The 22970-nt window shown below is 69.8% G+C and carries 19 protein-coding genes; 7 read left to right on the top strand and 12 right to left on the bottom strand.

What is annotated here, in order from left to right:
• Positions 1 to 23 precede the first annotated feature (23 nt).
• Genes bamE through IPF36_RS02620 form a run of 3 tightly spaced genes read right to left on the bottom strand, consistent with a single transcriptional unit; the run spans position 24 to position 6592 of the window.
• Positions 24 to 572, bottom strand: coding sequence for an outer membrane protein assembly factor BamE (gene bamE, locus IPF36_RS02630; protein ID WP_133092501.1), 549 nt, complete (start codon positions 570 to 572; stop codon positions 24 to 26).
• Positions 573 to 630: 58 nt separating this feature from the next.
• The gene (locus tag IPF36_RS02625; RefSeq protein ID WP_195427245.1) at positions 631 to 4746 is read right to left on the bottom strand and encodes a translocation/assembly module TamB domain-containing protein; all 4116 of its coding nucleotides are present in this window, start codon (positions 4744 to 4746) and stop codon (positions 631 to 633) included.
• Positions 4747 to 4774: 28 nt separating this feature from the next.
• On the bottom strand, positions 4775 to 6592 hold the full coding sequence (locus IPF36_RS02620) for an autotransporter assembly complex family protein (protein ID WP_195427244.1): 1818 nt from the start codon (positions 6590 to 6592) through the stop codon (positions 4775 to 4777).
• 248 nt (positions 6593 to 6840) lie between these two features.
• On the opposite strand from IPF36_RS02620, the gene IPF36_RS02615 reads away from it, so the two are divergent.
• The 3 genes from IPF36_RS02615 to panC all read left to right on the top strand — a co-directional run bounded on the left by IPF36_RS02615 (position 6841) and on the right by panC (position 8979).
• Positions 6841 to 7032 (top strand): DUF3460 family protein, encoded by a 192-nt coding sequence (locus IPF36_RS02615; RefSeq protein ID WP_029046065.1) that lies wholly within the window; start codon positions 6841 to 6843, stop codon positions 7030 to 7032.
• Positions 7033 to 7060: 28 nt separating this feature from the next.
• The gene (locus IPF36_RS02610) at positions 7061 to 7951 is read left to right on the top strand and encodes a ScpA family protein (RefSeq protein WP_133092504.1); all 891 of its coding nucleotides are present in this window, start codon (positions 7061 to 7063) and stop codon (positions 7949 to 7951) included.
• Between the two features lie 179 nt (positions 7952 to 8130).
• Positions 8131 to 8979: a pantoate--beta-alanine ligase gene (gene panC, locus IPF36_RS02605; RefSeq protein WP_135705806.1), complete on the top strand. Its 849-nt coding sequence runs from the start codon at positions 8131 to 8133 to the stop codon at positions 8977 to 8979.
• 69 nt (positions 8980 to 9048) lie between these two features.
• Here the strand turns inward: panC and IPF36_RS02600 are convergent, their stop codons facing one another.
• Both IPF36_RS02600 and IPF36_RS02595 read right to left on the bottom strand, forming a co-directional pair.
• Positions 9049 to 10242: a PepSY domain-containing protein gene (locus tag IPF36_RS02600; protein WP_195427243.1), complete on the bottom strand. Its 1194-nt coding sequence runs from the start codon at positions 10240 to 10242 to the stop codon at positions 9049 to 9051.
• 155 nt (positions 10243 to 10397) lie between these two features.
• On the bottom strand, positions 10398 to 11906 hold the full coding sequence (locus IPF36_RS02595; protein WP_195427242.1) for a cobyric acid synthase: 1509 nt from the start codon (positions 11904 to 11906) through the stop codon (positions 10398 to 10400).
• 72 nt (positions 11907 to 11978) lie between these two features.
• Between IPF36_RS02595 and cobU the strand changes: the two genes are divergently transcribed.
• Genes cobU through IPF36_RS02575 form a run of 4 tightly spaced genes read left to right on the top strand, consistent with a single transcriptional unit; the run spans position 11979 to position 15552 of the window.
• Positions 11979 to 12644: a bifunctional adenosylcobinamide kinase/adenosylcobinamide-phosphate guanylyltransferase gene (gene cobU, locus IPF36_RS02590; protein WP_195427241.1), complete on the top strand. Its 666-nt coding sequence runs from the start codon at positions 11979 to 11981 to the stop codon at positions 12642 to 12644.
• Positions 12638 to 13612 carry an adenosylcobinamide-phosphate synthase CbiB gene (gene cbiB, locus IPF36_RS02585; protein ID WP_195427240.1) on the top strand — a complete coding sequence of 325 codons (975 nt, stop codon included), beginning with the start codon at positions 12638 to 12640 and terminating at the stop codon, positions 13610 to 13612. The genes cobU and cbiB overlap by 7 nt, the downstream gene beginning before the upstream one ends.
• Positions 13609 to 14628 carry a threonine-phosphate decarboxylase CobD gene (gene cobD / locus IPF36_RS02580; protein ID WP_195427239.1) on the top strand — a complete coding sequence of 340 codons (1020 nt, stop codon included), beginning with the start codon at positions 13609 to 13611 and terminating at the stop codon, positions 14626 to 14628. Before cbiB ends, cobD begins: the two co-directional genes overlap by 4 nt.
• Positions 14629 to 14667: 39 nt before the next feature.
• A complete protein-coding gene (locus IPF36_RS02575; protein ID WP_240746002.1) occupies positions 14668 to 15552 on the top strand; it encodes a cobalamin-binding protein in 885 nt (294 codons plus the stop codon).
• A gap of 15 nt (positions 15553 to 15567) precedes the next feature.
• Here IPF36_RS02575 and IPF36_RS02570 read toward each other — a convergent pair whose 3' ends face one another.
• The 7 genes from IPF36_RS02570 to IPF36_RS02540 are packed head-to-tail and all read right to left on the bottom strand — an operon-like array spanning position 15568 to position 22444.
• Positions 15568 to 16155 carry a histidine phosphatase family protein gene (locus tag IPF36_RS02570; protein ID WP_195427238.1) on the bottom strand — a complete coding sequence of 196 codons (588 nt, stop codon included), beginning with the start codon at positions 16153 to 16155 and terminating at the stop codon, positions 15568 to 15570.
• The gene (locus IPF36_RS02565) at positions 16140 to 16955 is read right to left on the bottom strand and encodes an adenosylcobinamide-GDP ribazoletransferase (RefSeq protein WP_133092158.1); all 816 of its coding nucleotides are present in this window, start codon (positions 16953 to 16955) and stop codon (positions 16140 to 16142) included. Before IPF36_RS02565 ends, IPF36_RS02570 begins: the two co-directional genes overlap by 16 nt.
• Positions 16952 to 17992, bottom strand: a complete 1041-nt coding sequence (cobT, locus tag IPF36_RS02560; RefSeq protein ID WP_135705820.1) for a nicotinate-nucleotide--dimethylbenzimidazole phosphoribosyltransferase — start codon at positions 17990 to 17992, stop codon at positions 16952 to 16954. Before cobT ends, IPF36_RS02565 begins: the two co-directional genes overlap by 4 nt.
• Before the next feature lie 44 nt (positions 17993 to 18036).
• Positions 18037 to 18669, bottom strand: coding sequence for a cob(I)yrinic acid a,c-diamide adenosyltransferase (gene cobO, locus IPF36_RS02555; protein ID WP_135705823.1), 633 nt, complete (start codon positions 18667 to 18669; stop codon positions 18037 to 18039).
• Positions 18666 to 19514, bottom strand: coding sequence for an ABC transporter ATP-binding protein (locus IPF36_RS02550; RefSeq protein WP_135705824.1), 849 nt, complete (start codon positions 19512 to 19514; stop codon positions 18666 to 18668). The genes cobO and IPF36_RS02550 overlap by 4 nt, the downstream gene beginning before the upstream one ends.
• Complete coding sequence (locus IPF36_RS02545) at positions 19511 to 20518, bottom strand: iron ABC transporter permease (RefSeq protein WP_135705826.1); 1008 nt, start codon at positions 20516 to 20518, stop codon at positions 19511 to 19513. Before IPF36_RS02545 ends, IPF36_RS02550 begins: the two co-directional genes overlap by 4 nt.
• Before the next feature lie 15 nt (positions 20519 to 20533).
• Positions 20534 to 22444: a TonB-dependent receptor gene (locus IPF36_RS02540; protein WP_135705828.1), complete on the bottom strand. Its 1911-nt coding sequence runs from the start codon at positions 22442 to 22444 to the stop codon at positions 20534 to 20536.
• Positions 22445 to 22970: the final 526 nt, after the last annotated feature.

Raw genomic sequence — 22970 nt, 5'->3', positions numbered from 1 at the left:
TTTTTTTTTGCACCGAGGTGGTGTCAGCCGCCCTGCATCTTCGACGGATCGTCGCTGCGCGAAGTCGTCGTCACGGTGCCATCGCTGTTGAAATGCACATTGAAGAAGGCCTTGTCGGTCGAGGTCTCCATCCAGCGGTAGCCCCACACTTCTTCCTTCTTCAGCGCGAAGGCCTCGACCTTGGTCGGCTTGCCCAGCAGGCGGCGGATATCGTCCTTGCTCATGCCGGCGCGCACGCGCGCGAAATTCTCCGGCGTCAGCACCTGCTCGATGCGCGCGACCTTGCCGTCCGCGCCGATGGTGACCATCCACGTGGTGGTGCCCTCGGGGCCGCGCGGGTATTCCAGCCGGCGGCCGCCGTCTGCCTCTTCCCAGACGATCTCGGGCTTGCCGGCCTGGCGCCGCAGCTCTTCCTCGGTGGACTGGCCGGGCACGATGCCCTTGAACAGCTGGCTGTCGGGCTTGATCGCGTTCCAGGTGTTGCGCGCGGTTTCGCCCGCCTTGTTCATCGCTTCATCGACCTTGCGCTGGTCGCAGCCGAACAGCGCAAGCACAGAGGCAATCAGTCCCATGGCGGCAAGGCGTCGCGGCGACGCGTAGTTGGCGGGGCGTAGGTGGGTGGCGCTTGCTTCAGCGGCGCACGGGCTCGGCAATGACTGCCGAAGCGGCCGCGGCCGCGCTTTCCGGATCGAGTATCTGGCCGTCATCCTGGCTCCTGCTGGTGCCGCGGCGGTTCGAGGCGCCCGAGAACAGGATCGCCCAGCTGTCGAAGCGGCGGTTGAACAAGACCGACAATCCGTTGATGGAGCCGCCCTTGGCAATCAGCGACCAGCGCCGCGAGAACTGCCAGGTCAGCTTCACCACGTTCGAGGCCGAGGTCAGGCTCTGTTCGTAGCCCACCGCGATCTGGTCGGTAATGGCCTTGCCCATGCTGACCACCTGCTGGTCGTTCAGGCCCGCGGTGCTGGGCCCGATCGAGAATTCGTCGATGCCGAAATGCGAGACGATGCCCTTGCCCGCCTTGCCGCCTATCATGCCAAGCGCCGCCCCACCCAGCGCGGCGCCGCCAAGCGCCCGCTGCTGGCCCGCGCCGGCGCTTTCGGCGCCGTAGCCGAACATCAGCCACGACAGCTTGTCTTCGTCGGGCACGTTGGGCTCCGACACCAGCCGCACGCGCGGCAGCCGCACCGTGCCGGTCACCTCGACGCCCGCCTCCACTTCCTGGTTGCGGCGCATGGCGCGGATGTTCATGTTCGGGTTGTCGATCGGGCCGTTGAAGTTGATGATACCGCGCTCGATGTCCAGCTTGCGGCCGAAGGCCTCGTAGGTGCCATCCGTCACGCGCACCGTGCCGATGGCCTTCAGCGGCACCAGCGGTTCGCTCTTGACCCCGAGCTGGCCGGCCAGCAGCAGGTCGGCGCCCGCGCCGCGGAAGCGGAAGTCGTTGCCCAGGTCGACGGTCAGGTCGATCACCGGGCTGAACTTGCTCGCCGGCTTGGTCTCGGGCACCACCGGCGTCGCGGCGGTCTTGACCGCGCGCTGGTCCTTGCGGCGGATCACCACCACGTCGTCGCCCAGCACCGGCGCGCCGGCCTTGGGCAGGTCGAACAGGCCGCGGTCGACGCGGAACTTGCCGCGGATCACGACCTGCTTGTTTTCGTTGGCGATGCTGGCATCGCCCGACACCACCAGCGTGCGTTCCGGGCTGGCGAACAGCTGCAGCTTGTCGGCGACGATCTTGCCGGTCAGGTTGGGATCGGCCTCCCCCAGCTTGACGTTGCCGGTGGCGGTGATCTTGCCGTCGCCGCCGTGGAACTCGACGTGCTTCAGTTCCACCGTGTTCTGGTCCAGCGCCACGCGCACGGTGCCGTCGGTCAGGCGCAGGCCGATGTCATACAGCGTGACGGCGAGATTGTCGCCATCGATGGTGCCGGCCAGCAGCGGCGCGCCGACCGTGCCGCCCAGCCGCAGCGCCGCGGCCAGGCGCCCGTCGAAGGCATACTGCGGCCCGGTCAGCGCCTCGAGCGACTTCAGGCGCGGCACATCGACCGTGACGGTGCCCGCCAGCGTCGATGCCGGCCCCACCGTCTGCAGGCCCTGTTCCTGCACCAGCCCGGCCGAGGCATCGACCACCACCTTGCCGATGCGCCCCGACACCATGCCGCCGCGCAGCGCGATGCGGTTGCCGCCCGCCTCGGCGCGCAGGCTGGTTTCGCCCAGGCCCATGGTGGTAAAGCCGCGGCCGGCATTGACCGACAGGTCGCCGCTGCGCCGGCGTACTTCGGCAAACCCGCTCGCGGTCTCGGCCAGCGCCAGGTTCCAGCGGCCGTCGATGACCAGGTCGGAGCGCACCGGCGGTTTCTCGCCGGTGATGGTTTCCATCAGTTCGAGCACGTGGCCGACCTGCAGGCCGTTCAGCGTGCCCTGGCTGCGGATGCGGCCATGGTCCCAGTCGAAGCTGTCGATGGCGAGCGTGGCGTTGTCCATCAGCAGCCGCGTGGCGCCCAGGCGCACGCGCTGGTCGGCGACCAGCAGCTGTGTCGGCGCGGCCAGCCGCAGGTTGACGGTGCTGCGCTCTTCCAGCGTGCGGATGGTGCCGTTCCAGCCCTCCTTGCCTTTCCATGCGCCCTGCCCCGCCAGCGCCAGCTGCAGCGGCCGGCGGTTCAGGGTGCCGGCGGCCTTGACGTCGAAGGCGTGGTTTGCCTGGGTGCCGTTGAGGGTCGCGTCGAGCGTGCTGAGGCTGGCCTGCGGCCCGCGGTAGTCGCGCGCGGCCAGCTGCACCGACAGCGGTCCGTCCAGCCCGCCACGCACCTCGGCGCGGCCGCTGGCGCTGGCCACCTTGTGCGGTCCCACTTCCAGTGCCTGCGCGTTGTAGTCGGCCACCACCTCGGGCTTCTTCAGCGTGCCGGTGATGGTGGCATCGAGCTTGAGCTTGCCGGCCACGCCGAACTTGAGCCGCGCCAGCTGCGGCGCGTCGACCGCCAGCCTGAGCTGGTCGCCGCGCGCGCCGAAGCTGCCGCGCAGGTTGGCCTGGTTGCCGGCCATATTGAGCGCCGCTTCGCTTGGCAGCAGCCGCTCGCCGGCGAGCCGCACCTTGCCGCCGCCGGTCATCGGCAGGCCGGCGTATTCGCTCTCGTGCACGGCAAAATCCAGCGCCACGCCAAGCACCGGGGCAATCTCGCCGCTGGCGCTGAAGTCAGCGTTGATGCGGCCCGCGGCCACCTTGGCCAGCCGCGACGGATCGAACGACGCCAGCTTGCCCTTGAAGCTGAACGGCTGCCTGTCCTTCAGGCCGAGCTTGCCTTCCGCGCTCAGCACGCCGGGGCCGACGGTCGCGCGCAGCGCGCCCAGCGTGACGGTGTCGGCGTCCATGCTGGCGTCGGCGAACAGCTTGAGCGCAGCGCCGGACAGGTCCAGCGCCACGCTCTGCCGGCCGGGCTCCATGCGCAGCACCACCGGGCCGGACAGGCTGGCGCTGGTGAGCGAGCCATGCAGCGCCGCGGGGTCGAGCCGGTGCACGTCAAGGTCGAAGCCGCCGCGCCCATCGCGCAGCGAGCCGCCGCCGGTGATTTCGGCCTTGCCGGTCAGCGCCACGCGCAGGTTGCTGATGGCCTGCGCCATTTCGCTCAGTTCGACGTGGGCGCGCACCGAATGCACGGGCAGGCGCTCCTTGTCGAGCAGGCCGGCTTCAAGGTTGCGGATCTCGATGTCGCCTGCGACGGCAAGCGGCGCGGGCGGCGGCACCGCGGCGGGTGCGGATGCGGAGGGTGCGGATGCGGCAGGCGGCGCCGGGGTCGCCGCCGCGCCATCCACCGGCCGCAGCTCGGCATGCACCGTCAGGTCGGCCTGCGGCGCGGTGGGGCTGAACAGCCGCGGGTTGATGCGCTCGCCATCGACCAGCAGGTTTGTAAACGGCACCTTGCCGAACGGCGTCAGGTCGGCGCCGGCGCGCGCATGGATGCGGTCGCCGTTGGCCTGCAGCTCGGCGCGCAAGGCTTCGAGCGTGCCCCTGGCGGTGGCGTTGACGGCAAAGGACTCCTTCTGCCAGCTCGCCTCCAGCAGCGCCTCGGCGCTGAGCGGGAATGGCGCGCGTGCGCCGATCTGGGCGTTGGTTGCAAGCTTGCCGTACGGCGTCTCCAGCTTGTCCACGCTGACGCGGTGGTGCTGGCCGTCGCTGTGCAGCGCGCCGGACAGGTTGGCGAACACCATCGGCTCGGCGGCGGGTGACGTGCCCTGCAGCAGCGCCAGCCGCTCCAGGGTCAGCGCGTCGACGTCGATCGCCAGCGGCAGTTCCAGCGACTTCGGCATCTGCGCCGGCTCGGTGCTCGGCTCTGACGGGCCCAGCCGGACCTCGGCCTTGCCGATGCGCAGGTAGTCCAAGTGCAGGCGGCGCGGCTGCCAGGTCATGGCCCAGCTGCCATCGACGCGGTCCACCGTCACGCGGGTCTGGCCGCTGGCAAAGACCACGTCGCGCAGCCGCAGGCCATGCGCCACCGTGCCGCCTTCGAGCCGGCCGCTGAGCATGCCGGCCGACAGCCGAGTCGCCAGCGTCCACAGGTGGCGCGTGCCGGCCTCGGTGCCCAGTGCCGCCACGCCCGCGCCGACCAGCGCCACCACCAGCAACACCAGCACGCCGACCAGCCAGGCGAGCGCGCGCCATACGCGCCGGCGCTTGCGCGGTGCGGGCGGGTTCGGCTCAGTGGGCGTGCCCTCGCCGGGCACGTCGGGCAGGTCGTGGGCGCTCATGCCGGCATCCCAGGCGCGCGGGCGGCCATCAGAACGCCACCCCCAGCGAGATATGCGGCCGGAACTGCTGTTCCTGGATGCCGTAGCCGACGTCCAGCTGCAGCGGGCCCACCGGCGTGCGCCAGCGCACGCCGACGCCCACGCCGTTGTAGATCGTCACGCCGCGCAGGTTGTCGGCGGCCGTGCCCAGGTCCCAGAACACCGCCACGCCCCAGTCCGGCTTGAACCAGTACTGGTACTCCAGGCTACCGGTGCCGAGATACTTGGCCGGCAGGATGCTGGAGCCGCTGGGGGTGCCGATCGACTGGTAGGTGTAGCCGCGGATCGAATCGGTGCCGCCGGCGCGGAAGCGCAGCGTTGCCGGGATCTGGCTCGAACTGTCGCCGGTCAGGTCGGCGCCCAGTTCCAGCCGCGCCACCACCAGGTCGCGCTTGCCCACCGGGATGTACTGGCGGATACGGCCATACAGGCGCAGGAAGGTGGCATCGCTGAGGAAACCCCGCGCGGCCACGCCGACCTGGGTGCTGATCACGTTGCCGCGGCGCGGGAACACCGGGTTGTCGACATCGCGCCGGGTCCAGGCGAAGGCCGGCACCAGCGCCTTGCTGATCTGGGCCGCCTGGCCCTCGGGCAGCAGCTTGTCATAGTAGAAGTCGAGCGACGTGGTGACGTCGTACTTCTCGCGCGAGCGCGAGCGCTTCAGGCCCGCGCGCAGGCTGGTGGTATCGGTGTTCTCGAGATCGATGGTGCGCTCGTAGCTGCTGTACACGCTGTTGCGGTAGGCGCCGCGGGACGGCGGCATCGCCGCCTCGGCGAACAGGTAGGACCGCTTCTGTTCGATCCGCGCTTGCGAGTCGAAGGTCCAGGCGCGGTTGAACAGGTTGTAGTAGGAATAGCGCCCTTCCACCTGTGCGCCGGTATCGGTGGTAAAGCCGACGCCGCTGTTGAGCCGGTGCACCGGGTATTCGCGCACGCGCACCGACACCGGCGCGGTGACCACGCCGTCGGGCGCCTTGTCGGCATCCGGCGGCGGCTCCAGGTCGACCTGGACGTTGGAGAAATACGGCTGGTTCTGGATCGCGCGCTGCAGCTCGAGCAGCCGCTCGACGCGGTACGGCTCGCCCTCGCTGAGCGGGTTGACGTTGTAGACGATCTCTTCCGGGTAACGGCGGTTGCCGCGGACCTTGAGCGGCCCCAGCAGGTAGGCCGGCCCGCTGGCGTAGTGCGCGGACAGGTCGGCGCGCAGCTCGTCGGGCTCCACCCGCGCCTGCGACGCTGCCAGCCGCGCACCGTAGTAGTTGTGGCTCTGCAGCGTCATCAGCGCGTCTTCCTTGGCCTTGTCCCAGTCGGCCTGGCGGAACGGGTCGCCCGCCGGCAGGCCCCACTTGGCCTGCATCTCGGCCACCTGCTCGGGCGAGCGCGTCGCCGCCGGGCCGGTCACCTGGACATCGACATTGCGGATCAGCGTGCGCGCGCCAGGGTCGACCGTGACGTGGACCACGCGCTTGTCGCCCTCGCCCTCCACGCGGGTGGTGGTGGTCGGATCGAAATAGCCTTCGGTCGAGGTGAACTGGCGCACCTGCTCGCCCACGGTCTCGACCATGTAGTCGAACTGGTCCTGCGACAGGTCGGTGCGGTCCTTGTAGCGCGACAGGTCCAGGTGCTCTTCGAGCATCTCCTTGATCGGCTTGGGGGCTTCGACCTCGACCTTGTAGGCGCCGAGCGCGGCACCGGCCGGCAGCGGCATCATCAGCAGCGCGGCGAGCGCGAACGCGGCCGCGCGCGCCCGCCAGGGCAGCGGCGCGGGATGTGCCGTATCCGTCCCCCCGGTGCGGTCGATCGTCATCCGTTGAAGTCGCCGGGCGCCCCGGACGCGGTGTCAGCAGGTTTAGCGGTGATAGCGGTGTCTCGCGGCATCGCCGTTTGTCCACACATACGAAGTCGGTATTTGACCACACACCGCGCTGCGTCCGGAATCTTCCTACCCCCGGAAAGCAGGCCGGGGGCCAAATGCGACCCCGCGCCGGGCCGATACTGTAAAATCCTGCCCCACTGCATCCATTACACGCCCCAAGCGGCGCATACGGTTTCACCATGGCCATGTACGAATCCGAGATCACCCAGTTCCTGAAGCAGCTCAAGCAAGAGCGCCCGACGCTCGAAGCCGAGCAGCGCGACGGCCGCGCCCTGCTGTGGGACAAGGCGCCGATCGACCTGGAAGAGCGCGCCCGCGCCCAGGCGTCGCGCGTGGCCCAGAAGCCATACGTCTACTCCCAGGACAACTGATCCCCGCCAGCGCGCCCTGCCACCGGCGATGAGCACAGCCGACCAGGACAAGCTGCCGCTGCCCGCCGCGGTCGCCGGCGCTGCCGACAACCTTGCCGGGCCCGCGGGTCCCGCCGACATGGTCGACGGGATGGCGTTCGCGCGCCTGTACGGCGAGCCGCTGTTCAAGCTGCCGCAGGACCTATACATCCCGCCCGATGCGCTCGAAATCTTCCTGGAAGCGTTCGAAGGCCCGCTGGACCTGCTGCTGTACCTGATCCGCAAGCAGAACTTCAACGTCCTCGACATCCCGATGTCGCAGGTCACGCGACAGTACCTGTCGTATATCGAGCAGATCCGCAAGACCAACCTGGAGCTGGCGGCGGAATACCTGCTGATGGCGGCCATGCTGATCGAGATCAAGTCGCGCATGCTGCTGCCGGTCAAGAAGGCCGACAGCGACGAAGACGCCGAGGACCCGCGCGCCGAACTGGTGCGCCGCCTGCTGGAGTACGAGCAGATGAAGCTGGCCGCGCAGCGCCTGGACACGGTGCCGCAGCTTGGCCGCGACTTCCTGCGCTCGCAGGTCTATATCGAGCAGAGCCTGGCGCCGCGCTTCCCCGAAGTCGAGACCATCGACCTGCAGGCCGCCTGGGCCGACGTGCTCAAGCGCGCCAAGCTGAACCAGCACCACAAGATCTCGCGCGAGGAGCTATCGGTGCGCGAGCACATGAGCCAGATCCTGCGCCGGCTGCAGCATGCGCGCTTCATGGAGTTCTCGGAACTGTTCGAGGACGCGATCCGCTCGGGCAAGGGCGTGCCGGTGGTGGTGGTCAACTTTATCGCCATGCTGGAGCTGTCGCGCGAGTCGCTGGTCGAGATCACCCAGGCCGAGCCGTTCGCGCCAATTTATGTGCGATTGGCGTACAGCCCTTCCTGACCCACCCTTGCGGCAGGGTCCGCCCCCGTCCCACTTGATCTACAATCCGCCGACAGCCGGCACAATAGGCCCAAAAAGCGCCAGGAAGGCAAAACGCCCCGAAGGCCCGGCATGTCACGGCGCCGCCCCCCGGAGACCGGCGCCACGGGTCACACCCTCACGACAGCACACCTAGCCAGATGAAAGTCATTTCCTCCATCCAAGAGCTGCGGGACCAGCTGCGCGGCCAGAACCGCGCTGCCTTCGTCCCCACCATGGGCAACCTGCACGAAGGCCACCTGTCGCTGATGCGCCTGGCGCGGCAGCACGGCGACCCGGTGGTGGCGTCGATTTTCGTGAACCGCCTGCAGTTCGGCCCCAACGAGGATTTCGACAAGTATCCGCGCACGCTGCAGGACGATATCGAGAAGCTGCAGAAGGAAGGCGTCTATGTGCTGTTTGCGCCCTCCGAGCGCGATATGTACCCGGTGCCGCAGGAATACCGCGTCGAGCCGCCGCACGACCTGGGCGACATCCTGGAAGGCGAGTTCCGCCCCGGCTTCTTCAAGGGCGTATGCACGGTGGTGATGAAGCTGTTCTCGTGCGCGCAGCCGCGCGTGGCGGTGTTCGGCAAGAAGGATTACCAGCAGCTGATGATCGTGCGCCGCATGGTGCAGCAATTCGCGCTGCCGATCGACATCATCCCGGCCGAGACCATTCGCGACGAAGACGGCCTGGCGCTGTCGTCGCGCAACCGCTACCTGAGCCCGGACGAGCGCGCCGAGGCGCCGGTGCTGTACCGCACGCTGCATGAGGTGCGCGACACGGTGCTGGGCAGCGACCGCGCCGGCGCCGACCTGCTGGCGGTGGAGGCCAATGCCGTGGCAGCGCTGGCCAAGCGCGGCTGGAAGCCGGACTACGTGTCGATCCGCAAGCGCAGCAACCTGCAGGCGCCGACGCACGAGGAATTTGTTGCCGGCGAGCCGCTCGTGGTACTGACCGCAGCCAAGCTGGGCGCGACCCGCCTGATCGACAACCTGGAAATCTGAGCGCGGGCGCGGGTTAGCGGGTTTCGCAAAAAAAGCAGGCCGCCGGCCTAGGCCGCCGGCCTGCTTTTTTCATGCCCGGCGCATGGCTGAGCGCTGCGCCGTCTTCACGACATGGCGGCGGTGCCCGCGCCGCCGCTTCCACCAGATCAGCACGCCGGTCAGGGCAAAGGCCAGTGGCGCCAGCCCGAACAGCGTGATGAAGATCCGCCCCGGCAGGCCGAACGCCTCGCCGGTATGCAGCGGGAACAGCCAGTTCAGCAGCGTGTCGCCGGCGGGCGCGTCGTGCGGGTCCTTCGCGCCCAGCCGCGTCCCGGTCCAGGCGTCGAGCCAGAGCCGGGTCGCGCCGCTGTCCTTGCGCACCTCGTCCGGCTGGCGCAGCCGCACTTCGAAGGCGTCGCCCGGCTTGCGCGGGAAGCTGATGCGGGTGATGCGCGCGTCGGGATACTGGGACTGCGCCGCCGCCATGATCTGGCCTGCGTCGAGCGGGCGGGCATCGGGCGCATGCGGGGCCGAGACATGCTTGGCCGGCGGTGTCACCGTCATCACCCCCGCCACGATCGGCGTCACCCATTTCGGCAGGTTCAGGTACCAGCCCGAAAAGGCAAGGATGGCCAGCACCGGCGCCGCCAGGATGCCGCCGGCCCGGTGCAGCGAATAGTTGAAGCGCGGCCACGAGCCGCCATGGCTGATCCGGAACGCCTGCGCCCATGCGCGCAGTTTCGTCTTGGGCCACCACACCGCCACGCCCACCAGCGTGGTCAGCAGCAACAGCATGCCCGCCACGCCGGTGATGGTCTTGCCGGTCTCGCCGCTGAGCAGGTAACGGTGCAGGTGGAACAGCGTGGGCAGCAGCAGCCGGCGCGAGACGCCGGGCTCGCCCCACACGCGCTCGCCCTTCACCGCCAGCGTCACCGGATCGACCATCACCTGCCGCGAGCGGCCCGGTACCACGCCCTCCGGCCCCTTGACCGGATACCAGGCGATGAAGACGCCTTCGTCGTGGGTCGGCAGCATCAGCAGGTTGGGCCGGCCATACGGCGGCGCGGCCAGGCGCTCGGTCACGGCCTGGACGGTAGCCGGCGTAACGATTCCACTGGCGGGCGCCGACGCAACCAGCAGGTCCGGGTTGAGCCAGGCATCGAGCTCATCGCGCCACGCGATGGCCATGCCGGTCAGGCCCAACACGACAAAAAGCAGGCCGAGGCTCAGCCCGATATAGAGATGCAGCTTGACGAGGACGACGCGCAGGCGGCCGGTGACCATGGCTTGTGTTGTGTATTTGAGACGCTGCAGCGTGCTCGATATGACCCGAAAGCCATATCGCGACGGAATGCAAATGCGAAAGATTCGCGATTCTAACAGGGAGAAGTTGCGCGGAGACGGCACGATCCGCGCAATGGCGGATCCGCAACGACTGCTCAGCGTTGCAGCGGCGCGAACATTGCCCCCAGGTCGAGGTGCGCCGCCAGGGTGTCGGCAAGCCGCTCGATCGACCCTTCGCGCAGCGCATCGAGGTCCACTGCCTGCGCGCCATCCAGTCCTGCCCAGTGCAGCAGCGCCTGGCAGCCGGCCGGATCGTCGAACAGGCCGTGGACATAAGTCGCCATGACCTGGCCATCGGCCGAGCAGGCGCCGTCGGGGCGCATGGTGCCGTCGCCGCGGTCGAGCCACAGCGCGGGCCGCTCCAGCCCGGCGCCGGTGGTAACGCCCAGATGGATCTCGTAGCCCCGCACTGGCGCGTCCGCATCCGCCAGCCGCCCGCTGACCTGGCGCAGCTGCTTCTCGGCGGCGAGCGTGGTCTCGTAGTCGAGCCAGCCCAGGCCCGCGCTGCTGCCGGCAGGGCCTTCGCGGCCGTCGGGGTCATGCACTTGCCGGCCCAGCATCTGCATGCCGCCGCAGATGCCGACCAGCTTGCCGCCGTAGCGCAGGTGCCGCTGCAGCGCCGCCTCCCAGCCGTTGGCGCGCAGGAACGCCAGGTCGGCACGCACGCTCTTGCTGCCGGGTAGCACCACCAGGTCGGCAGGCGGGACCGGCATGCCGGGCCCGATGAACTGCAGGTCTACCTGCGGATGGGCGCGCAGCGCGTCGAAGTCGGTATGGTTGGCGATGCGCGGCAGCACCGGCACGATCACGCGCAGCCGCTGCGCCCCGGACCTGGTGGCCTGGGTGCCGATGATGGCGTCCTCCGCATCCAGGTGCAGGCCGTGCAGGTACGGCAGCACGCCGAACACTGGCTTGCCGGTGCGTGCGGTGAGCCAGTCGAGACCCGGCTCGAGCAGGCTGATATCGCCGCGGAAGCGGTTGATGAGGAAGCCGGTCACGCGCGCGCGTTCGCTGTCAGACAGGCAATCGAGCGTGCCGACCAGGTGCGCGAACACGCCGCCGCGATCGATATCGGCGACCAGCACCACCGGGCAATCGACCCGCTCGGCGAAGCCCATGTTGGCGATATCGCGCTCGCGCAGGTTGATCTCGGCGGGGCTGCCGGCGCCTTCCACCAGCACCACGTCATAGGCCTGTTCCAGCCGCGCGTGCGAGGCGAGCACCGCCTTCATCGCCTCGGGCTTGTAGGCGTGGTAGGCGCGGGCATCGAGGTCGAGCCGCGCGCGGCCATGGATGATCACCTGCGCGCCGGTGTCGCTGCTGGGCTTGAGCAGCACCGGGTTCATGTCGGTATGGGGCGCCAGCCGCGCGGCCTGCGCCTGCAGCGCCTGCGCGCGGCCGATTTCGCCGCCGTCCGCGGTCACCGCGCTGTTCAGCGCCATGTTCTGCGGCTTGAACGGCGCCACGCGCGTGCCGGCGCGCGCCAGCACGCGGCACAGCCCCGCGACCACGGTGCTCTTGCCGGCATCGGAGGTGGTGCCCTGGACCATCAGCGTGCCGCGCAGGGCACCCGGCGGCAAGGAAAGCGGGGAATCGGTATACATCGGCGGATTATCGCATCGGCCTTCATGCGATGGCGGGATGCGAGGGTCGGATGCGGCGGCTACAATACGCGGATGGAAACCCCGGCCATCGCCCCTGAACCCGCTACCGCCAGTGCGGAGAAGCCGCTTGCGGCCGGCACATCCGGCGCGCGGCAGCTGACGCTGGTGCTGGGCGGCGCGCGCTCCGGCAAGAGCCACTACGCCGAACAGCTGGCGAGCGACCACGCCGGCATCACCGGCGGGCCGGTCACGTATATCGCCACCGCGCGCCAGGATCCCGCACGGGCCGACCAGGAACTCGAAGTCCGCATCGCGCTGCACCGCGCCCGCCGTCCCGTCGACTGGCGCCTGGTGGAAGAGCCGGTGCGGCTGGCCGATGCGCTCTATGCCAATGCGCGCCACGACGGCTGCATCCTGGTGGACTGCATGACGCTGTGGATGAACAACCTGCTCTTCCCCGACGGCCGCAGCTATCCCGATCATGGCGTGATCACGCCGCCCGATGCCTTCACCGAAGAGATCGAGTCGCTGCTGACCGCGCTGCCCACGCTGCCCGGCCACGTGATACTGGTCTCCAACGAGATCGGCTTCGGCGTGGTGCCGATGGGCGCGATCACCCGCTTCTACGTCGATGAACTGGGACGCCTGAACCAGAAGCTGGCCGCCGCCGCGGACCGCGTGCGGCTGCTGGTGGCGGGCATCCCGGTCCCGGTCAAGGGCGCCGATCCCGCATGCTGATGCAGGCCTGGCCGGCTTGCGTGGCCGCGGCGCTGGCCGGCGTTCTGCTTGACCGGTGGCTGGGCGAGCCGCGCCGCTTCCATCCGCTGGTCGGCTTTGGCCGCCTCGCTTCAGCCCTCGAACGACGCTGCAACGATCCCCAACGCCGCGGCGCGCCATGGCGGCAGCGCCTGGCGGGCCTTGCCGGCTGGTGCGTGCTGGTGCTGGCGCCGGCTGCGCTCGCATGGTGGCTGGTCGATGCGGCGGCACGCTGGCATTCGCTCGCGGCACTGGTGCTGCATGCCATCGCGCTGTACGCCGCGCTCGGCGCGCGCAGCCTGCACCAGCATATCGCCCCGATTGCCGGCGCCCTCGCTGCGTCCGACCTGCCAGCCGCACGGACGCTCACCGCACGCATCGTCTCGCGCGATACCGCCGATGCCGATGCCGAAGCGCTGGCGCGCGCCGCCTGCGAATCGGCGCTGGAGAACGGCAACGACGCGGTCTTCGGCGCGCTGTTCTGGTTCCTGCTTGGCGGCGCGCCCGCGGTGATCGTGTTCCGGCTGGCCAATACCCTCGATGCGATGTGGGGCTACCGCACGCCGCGGCTGCAATATTTCGGCTGGGCGGCGGCGCGCCTCGACGATGCGCTCAACCTGCTTCCCGCGCGGCTGACCGCGCTGTCGTACGCGCTGCTGGGCGCCACCACACAGGCGCTGCGCTGCTGGCGCACGCAGGCGCCGGCATGGTCCAGCCCCAATGCCGGACCGGTGATGGCGGCGGGCGCCGGCGCGGTCGGCGTGCAGCTTGGCGGACCGGCGCGCTATCACGGCGAGCTGGAACAACGTCCGCCGCTGGGTGCCGGCAGCGCACCGCAGGCCGAGCACGTGATGGCGTGCCTGCGGCTGGTGCAACGTACCTTGTGGCTGTGGCTGGCGCTTGCGGGCGCCAGCGCGCTGGCCGTTCTTGCCGTGTCCGCACCGACGTGAGCCCTGCCCTTCCCCCGATCCGCCATGGCGGCAACCTGCTGGCCGCGGTACGCCGCTACGGCCGTGCCGAAGCCGACTGGCTCGACTTGTCCACCGGCATCCATCCCGACGGCTACCCCGTGCCGGCGCTGCCCGCTTCCGCGTGGCAGCGGCTGCCGCAGGACGGGGATGGGCTTGCCGAGCTGGCCGCACACGCCTTCGGCGCGCCGCAGGCGTTGCCGGTGGCCGGCTCGCAGGCCGCGATCCGCACGCTGCCAGGCCTGCTGCGGCCGGGGCGCGTCGGCATTGCCGCGCTCGGCTACAGCGAGTACGCGCCCGCGTTCGCCGCAGCCGGACATACAGTGGTGCTGCTGGACGAAGCGGACTTCACTCGCGCGGACCTTGCCGATACGCTCGACCATCTGGTCGTCGTCAATCCCAACAACCCCACCGCCCGGCTGCTGCCGGCGGCAATGCTGCTCCATTGGCATGCCGCGCTGGCACGTCGCGGCGGCACGCTGCTGGTCGATGAAGCCTTCATCGATTGCCTGCCCGCGGCATCGGTCGCCGCCCACAGCGGCACTGAAGGATTGGTAGTGCTGCGCTCGGTCGGCAAGTTCTACGGTCTCGCCGGTATCCGCTGCGGCTTCGTGCTGGCGCGCCGGCCGTTGCTCGATGCGCTTCATGAGCGGCTGGGCCACTGGACCGTCTCGGGGCCGGCGCGCGCCGTCGCCCGGCATGCGCTGGCGGACCGCCAGTGGCAGGAAGCCAACCGTGCGCAACTGGGCCTGTCCGGCGCGCGGCTCGGCACGCTGCTGGCGCGCCACGGACTGACCGCTGTCGTGCACCCGTTGTTTTGCTGGGTACCGCATGCCGAGGCGCTGGCGCTGCACGAAGCGCTGGCGCGCCATGGCGTCTGGACCCGATATTTCGACGCCGCAGGCGGCTGCCTGCCGAGCCTGCGCCTGGGCCTGCCGCCCGACCGGCCGGCCTGCTGGCAGCGGCTCGATGCCGCGCTGGCCGCGGTGACCGCCTGAAACCTCGCCATGTACGCATTGAAATTCGCCATTGCCCCGATGCTGGCCGCCACCGCCCTGCTTGCCGCACCCGCGGCGCAGGCCGCCGTATCGGTGGTCGACGATGCCGGCCAGACCATCACGCTGGCGCAGCCGGCACGCCGCGTGATCTCGCTGGCGCCGCACGTGACCGAGATGATCTTTGCCGCCGGCGGCGGCGACCGCATCGTCGGCACGGTCCACTACAGCGACTACCCGCCACAGGCGCGCGACATCCCGCGCGTGGGCGACAACAAGGCGCTGGACCTGGAGCGCATCGCCGCGCTCAAGCCGGACCTGATCGTGGTCTGGCGCCATGGCAATGCTCAGAAGCAGACCGACCGCCTGCGCGCCCTGGGCCTGCCGCTGTTCTACAGCGAGCCGCGCAAGCTGGCATCGATCCCGGAAAACGTGGAGAAGCTGGGCACCCTGCTGGGCACGGAAGCCACCGCGCGGCGCGCCGCCGACAGCTTCCGCCAGCAGGTGGAGACGCTGCGCAAGACCTACGCGGCACGGCCGCCGGTGACCGTGTTCTACCAGGTCTGGCAGCAGCCGCTGATGACGCTCAACGGCCAGCACCTGGTCAGCGACATGCTGGCGCTGTGCGGCGGTCGCAACCTGTTCGGGGCCGAGACGCCACTGGTGCCGACGGTATCGGTCGAGGCGGTGGTGGCGGGCAATCCGGAAGCAATGCTGACCGCGGGCATGGGCGCCACGCGCTCGGACCAGCCGCTGCCCGACTACGCGATGTGGCAGCGCTGGAAGCAAATCACCGCGGTGGCGCGCAACAACCTGTTCGTGATCGACGGCGACCTGGTCAACCGCGCCGGTCCGCGCGTGGTGCAAGGCATCGAGCAGATCTGCAAGGACCTCGACGTGGCGCGCAGCCGGCGCCCGGCGCGCTGATCAGCCACCGCGGTTTTAAGTCCGGTTCCACCATTCGAGCCGCGCCCCATCCGCACCCAGCCGGAAGCGGCAGCTCGCGCCGAAGCCCAGCGCCCAGTTGACCGTCACCGCCAGCGGCACGCCGAGCCAGTGCGCGGCCAGCATGCGCATCGGCCCGGCATGGCCGACCACCCATACGCAGCAATCGTCCCGCACATCGAGCGCGTCGGCCCAGCCGGCCACGCGCGCCATCGCCTGCGCCGGCGACTCGCCGCCATGCGGGCGCGCATGCAGCAGGTCCGCGGCCCACTGGTCGAGCGCGGCGCGGTCGATCTCGTCCCACGGTACGCCTTCCCAGCTGCCGAAGTCCAGCTCGCGCAACAGCGGTTCGGTGGCAATAGCCGGAATAGCCGGCACGCCGGCCGGCAAGGTCTGCACCAGCGCCTGCGCGGTCCCGAGCGCACGCGCCAGCGGGCTGCTGACGATGCGCGCGGGCGCCGGCAGGCCCGCCACGATCTGCGCGGCAACCGGCATCAGTGGCGACACCAGCGGCAGGTCGAGGCAGCCGTAGCAGGTGCCCGCAGCCACCGCGGGCTGCGCATGGCGGATCAGGACCAGGTCCATGCCGATGCCACCAGGTAGATCAGGGTCTCCGCGCACTGCTGGGCCATGCCGAGGCAATCGCCGGTATAGCCGCCGATGCGGCGCACGAAGTAGCGGCCGAGCAGCACGCGCAACACTAGCAGCGCAGCCACGGCGCCCGCAAAGAACGATGGCGATACCAGCCACAGCGGTACCACCCCGCACAACAGCGCGAACCCCAGCCCCGCGCCGGCGAGCCGCTGCGCCACAGGCTTGGCCTTGCCTTCCGGGCGCACGTACTGCAGCGTGGCGAGATAGCTGACCGCCATCGCGCGGCTGGCGGCGTGCGCTGCCACCAGCACCGCCAGCAATACCGCCGCACCGTGCTGCGTGCCGATCGCCACCAGCAGTTGCCACTTGAGCAGCAGCGCCACCACCAGCGCGATGGCGCCGAACGCACCGATGCGCGAGTCATGCATGATGCGCAGTACGTCTTCGCGCTGCCATGCGCCGCCGAAGGCATCGACGCAGTCCGCCAGGCCGTCCTCATGGAAGGCGCCGGTCAGCAGCAGCGTGGCCGCCATTCCCAGCAGCACCGCCACGCCGACCGGCCACCACTGCAGCGCGCCCCATGTAACCAGCGCACCGGCGCCGCCGACCAGCAGGCCCACCAGCGGGAAATAACGCGCCGCGGCATGCAGGTAATGCGGCTCGAATCCGACCCATCGCGCCAGCCAGCCAGGCAGCGGCACACGCGTGAAATAGCCCAGCGCGGTAAAGAAATAGCGCAGCTCGCCGCCGAAGCCGGCCGGCGCGGGCGCGGGGTCGGACGGCACACTCATGCCGAGGCCGTGCTGACGCCGGCGCCGCTGAAGGTCGCCATCTCGTTGAGGAACGCGACCGCGGACGCGAGCAGCGGCCACGCCAGCGCCGCGCCGGTGCCCTCGCCCAGGCGCAGGTCCAGCGCCAGCAGCGGTTCGGCGCCAAAGTGGTCCAGCAGCGCGCGGTGGCCGCGCTCGTGCGAGCAATGCGTGAACACGCAGTACTGCAGCACGTTGGGGTCGATGCGCTGCGCCACCAGCAGCGCGGCCGTGGCGATAAAGCCATCGACCAGGATCACCATGCGGCTGGCCGCGGCGGCGAGAAAGGCGCCAGCCATCATCGCGATCTCGAAGCCGCCGAACGTCGCCAGCACATCGAGCGGCGCCTGCGCATCAGGGTGCAGCGCGAGGGCGCCTTCCAGCACCTCGCGCTTGCGCGCCAGCCCGGCATCGTCCAGCCCGGTGCCGCGGCCGATGCAGTCCGCCAGCGGCAGCCCGGTCAGCCGCTGCATCAGGCACGCGGCGGCCGAGGTATTGGCAATGCCCATCTCGCCGAAGCCGATCACATTGCAGCCCTGCTGGGCATGTCGCAGCACGCGCGCCATGCCGGCGGTCATCGCCGCCGCGGCCTGTTCCGGCGTCATCGCCGGTTCCTGCGCGAAGTTGCGGGTGCCGTCGGCGATGCGGCAGTTGACCAGCCCGGGTGCCGCCGGCAGCGGCACGCGCACGCCGGCGTCGACGATTTCCAGCGCAATACCGTGCTGGCGCGAGAACACATTGATCGCCGCGCCGCCGGCCAGGAAATTCCTGACCATCTGCGCGGTGACCTCGGCCGGATAGGCGCTGACGCCCGCGTCGGCCACGCCGTGATCCGCGGCAAAGACGATCACCGTCGGCCGCTGCAGCACGGGGCGCTGCGTGCCGAGGATCAGCCCCAGCTGCAGCGCCAGCGACTCGAGCCGGCCGAGCGCGCCGAGCGGCTTGGTCTTGTCGTCGATGGCGGCCTGCAGCACGGGACGCAGTGTGTTGTCGAGGGGAGCGATTTCGGGAAACTGCATGATGCTGTGGTTCTTGAGGTCTGGATCGTGGGAAACACTCGGGGCTACATTTCCACGCCGCGCTGCGCCTTGATGCCCTGCTGGAAGGCGTGCTTGACCGGCGTCATGTCGGTGACGGTATCGGCCGCCTCCACCAGCGCCGGCGGCGCGCCGCGGCCGGTGATGACCACGTGCTGCATCGGCGGGCGTGCGCGCAGGTCGGCAATGACCCGATCCACATCAAGATAGTGCAGCTTGAGCGCGATGTTGAGTTCATCGAGCAGCACCAGCCCGACGGCCGGGTCGCGCAGCATGCCGCGGGCCACTTCCCACGCGGCTTCGGCCTTGGCCACGTCGCGCGCGCGGTCCTGGGTGTCCCAGGTATAGCCCTCGCCCATCACGTGAAAAGCACATTCCTCGGGGAAGCGGCGCAGGAACATCTCTTCGCCGGTCGGCTGCGCGCCCTTGATGAACTGGACCACGCCGGTGCGCATGCCGTGTCCGAGCGCGCGCACCACCATGCCGAAGCCGGAGCTGGATTTGCCCTTGCCGTTGCCGGTCGTGATCACGATCACGCCGCGCTCGTCCTGCGCGGCGGCGATCTTGGCGTCGATCACTTCTTTCTTGCGCACCATGCGCGCCTTGTGGCGTGCGTCGCGCTCCGGGTCGTCGGTGGCGGGATTGTGAGAATCGGTCATTTACTCGGGCCTTGCGTAAAGAATCGCGGCGCCGTGGCGCCATCGGGAATCAGTGCAGTATGCACGCCGTCGCTGACGCTGACGATGCGGGTGCGCAGCGCGCGTGAGCAATGTTCGGGAGTCAGTACCTGTGCCGCCGGGCCATGCAGCGCGGTGCCGTCTTCGGCCATCAGCAACGCGTGGGTGGCGTAGCGCAGCGCCAGCGTCAGGTCGTGCAGGATCACCACGATGGCGTGGCGACCGGCGCGGGCCAGCGCGGCAAGCTGCTCCAGCACCAGGATCTGGTGGCGCAGGTCGAGGTGCGAGACCGGCTCGTCGAGCAGCAGCAGCGGCGCCTGCTGCGCCAGCGCCGCGGCGAGCGAGGCGCGCTGCCGCTCGCCGCCGGACAGCGTCAGCACGTCGCGGGCCGCCAGTGCCTCGATATCCATGGCGCGGATGGTGTCGTGCACCACACGGTCGTCCTCGCGCCCGGTCCAGCCCCAGCCGGACAGGTGCGGGTGGCGGCCTACGCGCACCGCATCGAGCACCGACATGGAGAACGTATCGTGCACCGCCTGCGGCAGGTAGGCACGCTGGCGTGCCAGCGCCGACGGCGCCACCTGCACGGCAGGCTTGCCGTCGATCTCGACAGTGCCGCCGTCCACGTGGCGCAGGCCCGCCAACGCGGTCATCAGCGTGGACTTGCCGGCGCCGTTGGGCCCGGCGATGCACCACAGCTGGCCGGGGCCGATGTCCAGCGTCAGGTCATCGACCAGCACGCGCTGGCCGGTGCGCAGCCGCACGTCGCGCAGCGCCAGCACCGGGCAGGCGGCTAGCGGCAGCGACCAGTCGGCGCTCGCGTTCATCGCGGCCTCCGCAGCAGCAGGTAGAGAAAGGTCGGCACACCCAGCAGTGCCGTGATCACGCCCACCGGCAGCTGCGCCGGTGCGATCACGGTGCGGGCGACCAGGTCGGCCGCCATCAGCAGCGCACCGCCCAGCAACACCGCCGCCGGCAGCAGCAGGCGCTGGTCGTTGCCCCATGCCAGCCGCACCAGGTGCGGCACGACCAGGCCGATAAAGCCGATCGATCCGGCCGTGGTAATGGCCACGGCAATGCACACGGAAGCCAGCAGGAAGGTCAGCAGCCGCACCCGGCCCACGCGCACGCCCAGCGACTGCGCCACGGTCTCGCCCAGCAGCATCACGTTGAGCGCGCGCGCCATCGGCATGGCCAGCAGCAGCGCGACGATCATCGTCGCCAGCGCGCCGCCGTAGCTGGCGGTGCCGCCCAGGTCGCCGGTCAGCCAGAACAGCATGCCGCGCAGCCGCGATTCCGGCGCGACGGCAAGGATCAGCGTGATCACCGCGCCCCACCCCGCGGCCATGATCACGCCAGTCAGCAGCAGGCGCGCGCCGGCCTCGCGATGGCCGCCCTGCACCTGCGGGTGCAGCAGGTCGCGCCGTGCCAGCGTTGCCACCAGCAGCATCGAGCCCAGCGCGCCGACGGCGGCGGCCGTCTGCACGCCCCACCACGGCGACAGCACCAGCATCGCCAGCAAGGCGCCGACCGACGCGCCGCCGGAGACGCCCAGCACATAGGGCTCGGCCAGCGGGTTGCGCAGCAGCACCTGCATCAGCGCGCCGGACAGCGCCAGCAGGCCGCCGCAGGCAAAGGCCGCGGCCGCGCGCGGCAGGCGCAGCTCGCGCACGATGGCGCCCGCGGTACCAGTGTCGGCACCGCTGAGCGCCTGCCACAGCTCGCGCGCATCGAGCGATACGCTGCCCAGCGCGAGCGAGGCCGCGAAGACTGCGGCTGACGCAACGGCAAGCGCCAGCCACACCGCCAGGGCGCGCCGGAACTCAGACATGGCGCGCCCGAGCGCTCATCGCTGGCGCCAGCCCAGCGTGATGAAGCCCGCGCGCCCCTGCGTGTTGTAGGGGTAAGCGAGCTGGTAGTCCTTGTCGAACAGGTTTTCGACGCGGGCGGCAACGAACCATTGCTTGTCGATGTTGTAGCGGGCGTTGAGGTTGACGATACCGTATCCGCCCAGGCGGCGCGAACCGGCGTCCATGCGCGACGACGATACCAGCCATTCGCCGCCGAAGCGCCAGTTGCCGAAGTTGCGGCCCACGTCCAGCGCGGCGTGGCGGCGCGCGCGGCGCAGCAGCTGGGTGTCGTTCTGCTCGTCGACCGGGTTCTGGAAGGTCACGCTGGCGCCAACGTCGGTGCCGTACACGGTGGCGCGCCACGACGCCTCGATGCCCTGCACCTTGGCCTTGTTGACGTTCTCTGCCAGGAACATGCCGTTGGGCTGCAGCGCCGACACGATCAGGTCGTCGTAACGGGTCTCGAACGCGGTCACGCGCAGCAGGCCCGCCGTGGCGGTGGTGTATTGCACGCCCGCCTCGACCGACTTGGCGCGCTCCGGCTGCAGGTTGGGCTGGCCGAAGTTGGGGAAGTACAGCTCGTTGAAGGTCGGCGCGCGGAAGGCGTTGCTGACGCTGGCGATCAGCTTGAACGCATCGGTCACGTTATAGCCGTAGCCGGCGAAGAAGCTGCCCTGGTTGCCGAAGTCGGAATAATGGTCGTTGCGCGCGTTGAGCTGCAGCTGGTGCTTGCCGATGCGCCCGTCGTAGCCGCCGAACACCGAGAACACGTTGCGCGTGGGCGCGCCGTAGGCGCTCGAGACCAGTTCCTGCTGCAGGTAGTCGGTGCCGAACAGCAGCGTGTGGTTGGCGGCGACCGCGTACTCGTTCTGCCAGTTGAACTGGCGGTTGCGGGTGTTGAAGGTGCCGTTGGGACGCCCGTTCAGGAAGGTGTCGCTGTTGTCCGCGCTCTGCGACAGCTTGAAGTGCGTGGTCCAGTCGGCGCCGACCTTGCCGTTGACGAAGGCCGACAGCGTGTACAGCTCGCTGTTGGTGCGGTTGTCGTCGGTCGGGCGGCCGAAGGCGCTGTCGAACGACAGCTTGCTCTTCGAGTAGTAGCCGCTGAAGCCCGCATCCCAGTCGGGCGTGAAGCGGTGCTTCACCTGGCCCGACACGCTCTGGTTCTCGTAGGGGTTGTCGTTGGGGTTGGCGCGCGGCGCCTGTTGCGTATTGATCGACGAGAAGCCATCGGTCTTGAACGCCGATCCGGTCAGGTTGAACGAGGTATCGCCCACCTGCCCGCCGTAGCCGACCGTGCCCTGGCGCGTGTTGTTGCTGCCGTACTCCACCGACGCATTGGCCGCCGGGGCCTGGCCCGCACCGCTCTTGGTAAAGATCTGCACCACGCCGCCGATCGCGTCCGAGCCGTACAGCGCCGACACGTTGCCGCGTACCACCTCGATCCGGTCGATCTGGTCGGGCAGGATATTGGCCAGCTGCGCGGTGCCGCTGCTGGCCGACGACACGCGCACGCCATCGATCAGGATCAGCGTCTGGTTGGAGTTGGCGCCGCGCATGAACAGCGAGGTGTTGGTGCCCATGCCGCCATTGGCGGTGAGCTCCACGCCGGCCTGGTTGCGCAGCAGCGTGCGCAGGTCGGGCGCCTGCGAGTTGACGATATCTTGCTGCGTCACCACCGTCGTGTGCGGCAGTGCCTCGGTAATGGATTGCGCGGTGCGGGTGGAGGTCACCACCACCGGGGCCAGTTGCTGGGCGGTGCCGCTGTCGGCGGCTTGCGCGAACGAGGTGGCCGGGACCAGGGTGAACGAGGCAATGGCTGCCGCAATCGCAGACGAGGTTGCGGGCACGAGCGGACGCACCGCCGGGGCTGCTGCCGGGCGGGTCGACCTGTGGAGCGATGAACGCATGATGCAGGACTAGGTAGGAACGGCCGGGCCCGTTCCCCCGCGGACCATATGGCGATGAGGCGTGCCGCGCACGGGCGGCAGCCCGCGTTCAGGCCGGTATCCGGGCTGGCGACTCGGAACCGGCGCCTTCCCGAACCCGAGGTTCAGTGGCGTGCGGCCGGTCCTGCGTGGACATGTGGCCGGGATCGGATCCCGGTCGTTGCCGGCGGCCCTTCCGGCAGCTGGCTGCGGAAGTGGCTGGCGCTGGCGGATGCGCACGCGGTCGCTTACCGTTGCGGGGGCAGCACAGGTTGGCCCGTCCGGCGCGCGGCCGGCAAGGCTCCCTGTTTCCCGTTGAACTGCCCTTTCGCCAGGGACGAAAAGGGCGAGCACCTGGAACGTGCGCGAGTGTAGGGAGTTTCGCTACCCGAGTCAACGCGGCGCCCGTAGTGTTTTGTCACAACTCTGCCGTGGTTTTGGGTGCAGAAGGCTGCAACTTCCATGCAGGTACCCGGTCACAAACGCTTTCCTTCGCATTGTGCGCGGC

Source organism: Cupriavidus sp. IK-TO18 (assembly GCF_015549295.1).
Lineage (GTDB): Bacteria > Pseudomonadota > Gammaproteobacteria > Burkholderiales > Burkholderiaceae > Cupriavidus > Cupriavidus oxalaticus_A.
The sequence above is the reverse complement of the archived record's forward strand: the minus strand, read 5'-3'. Positions and strand labels throughout refer to the sequence as shown.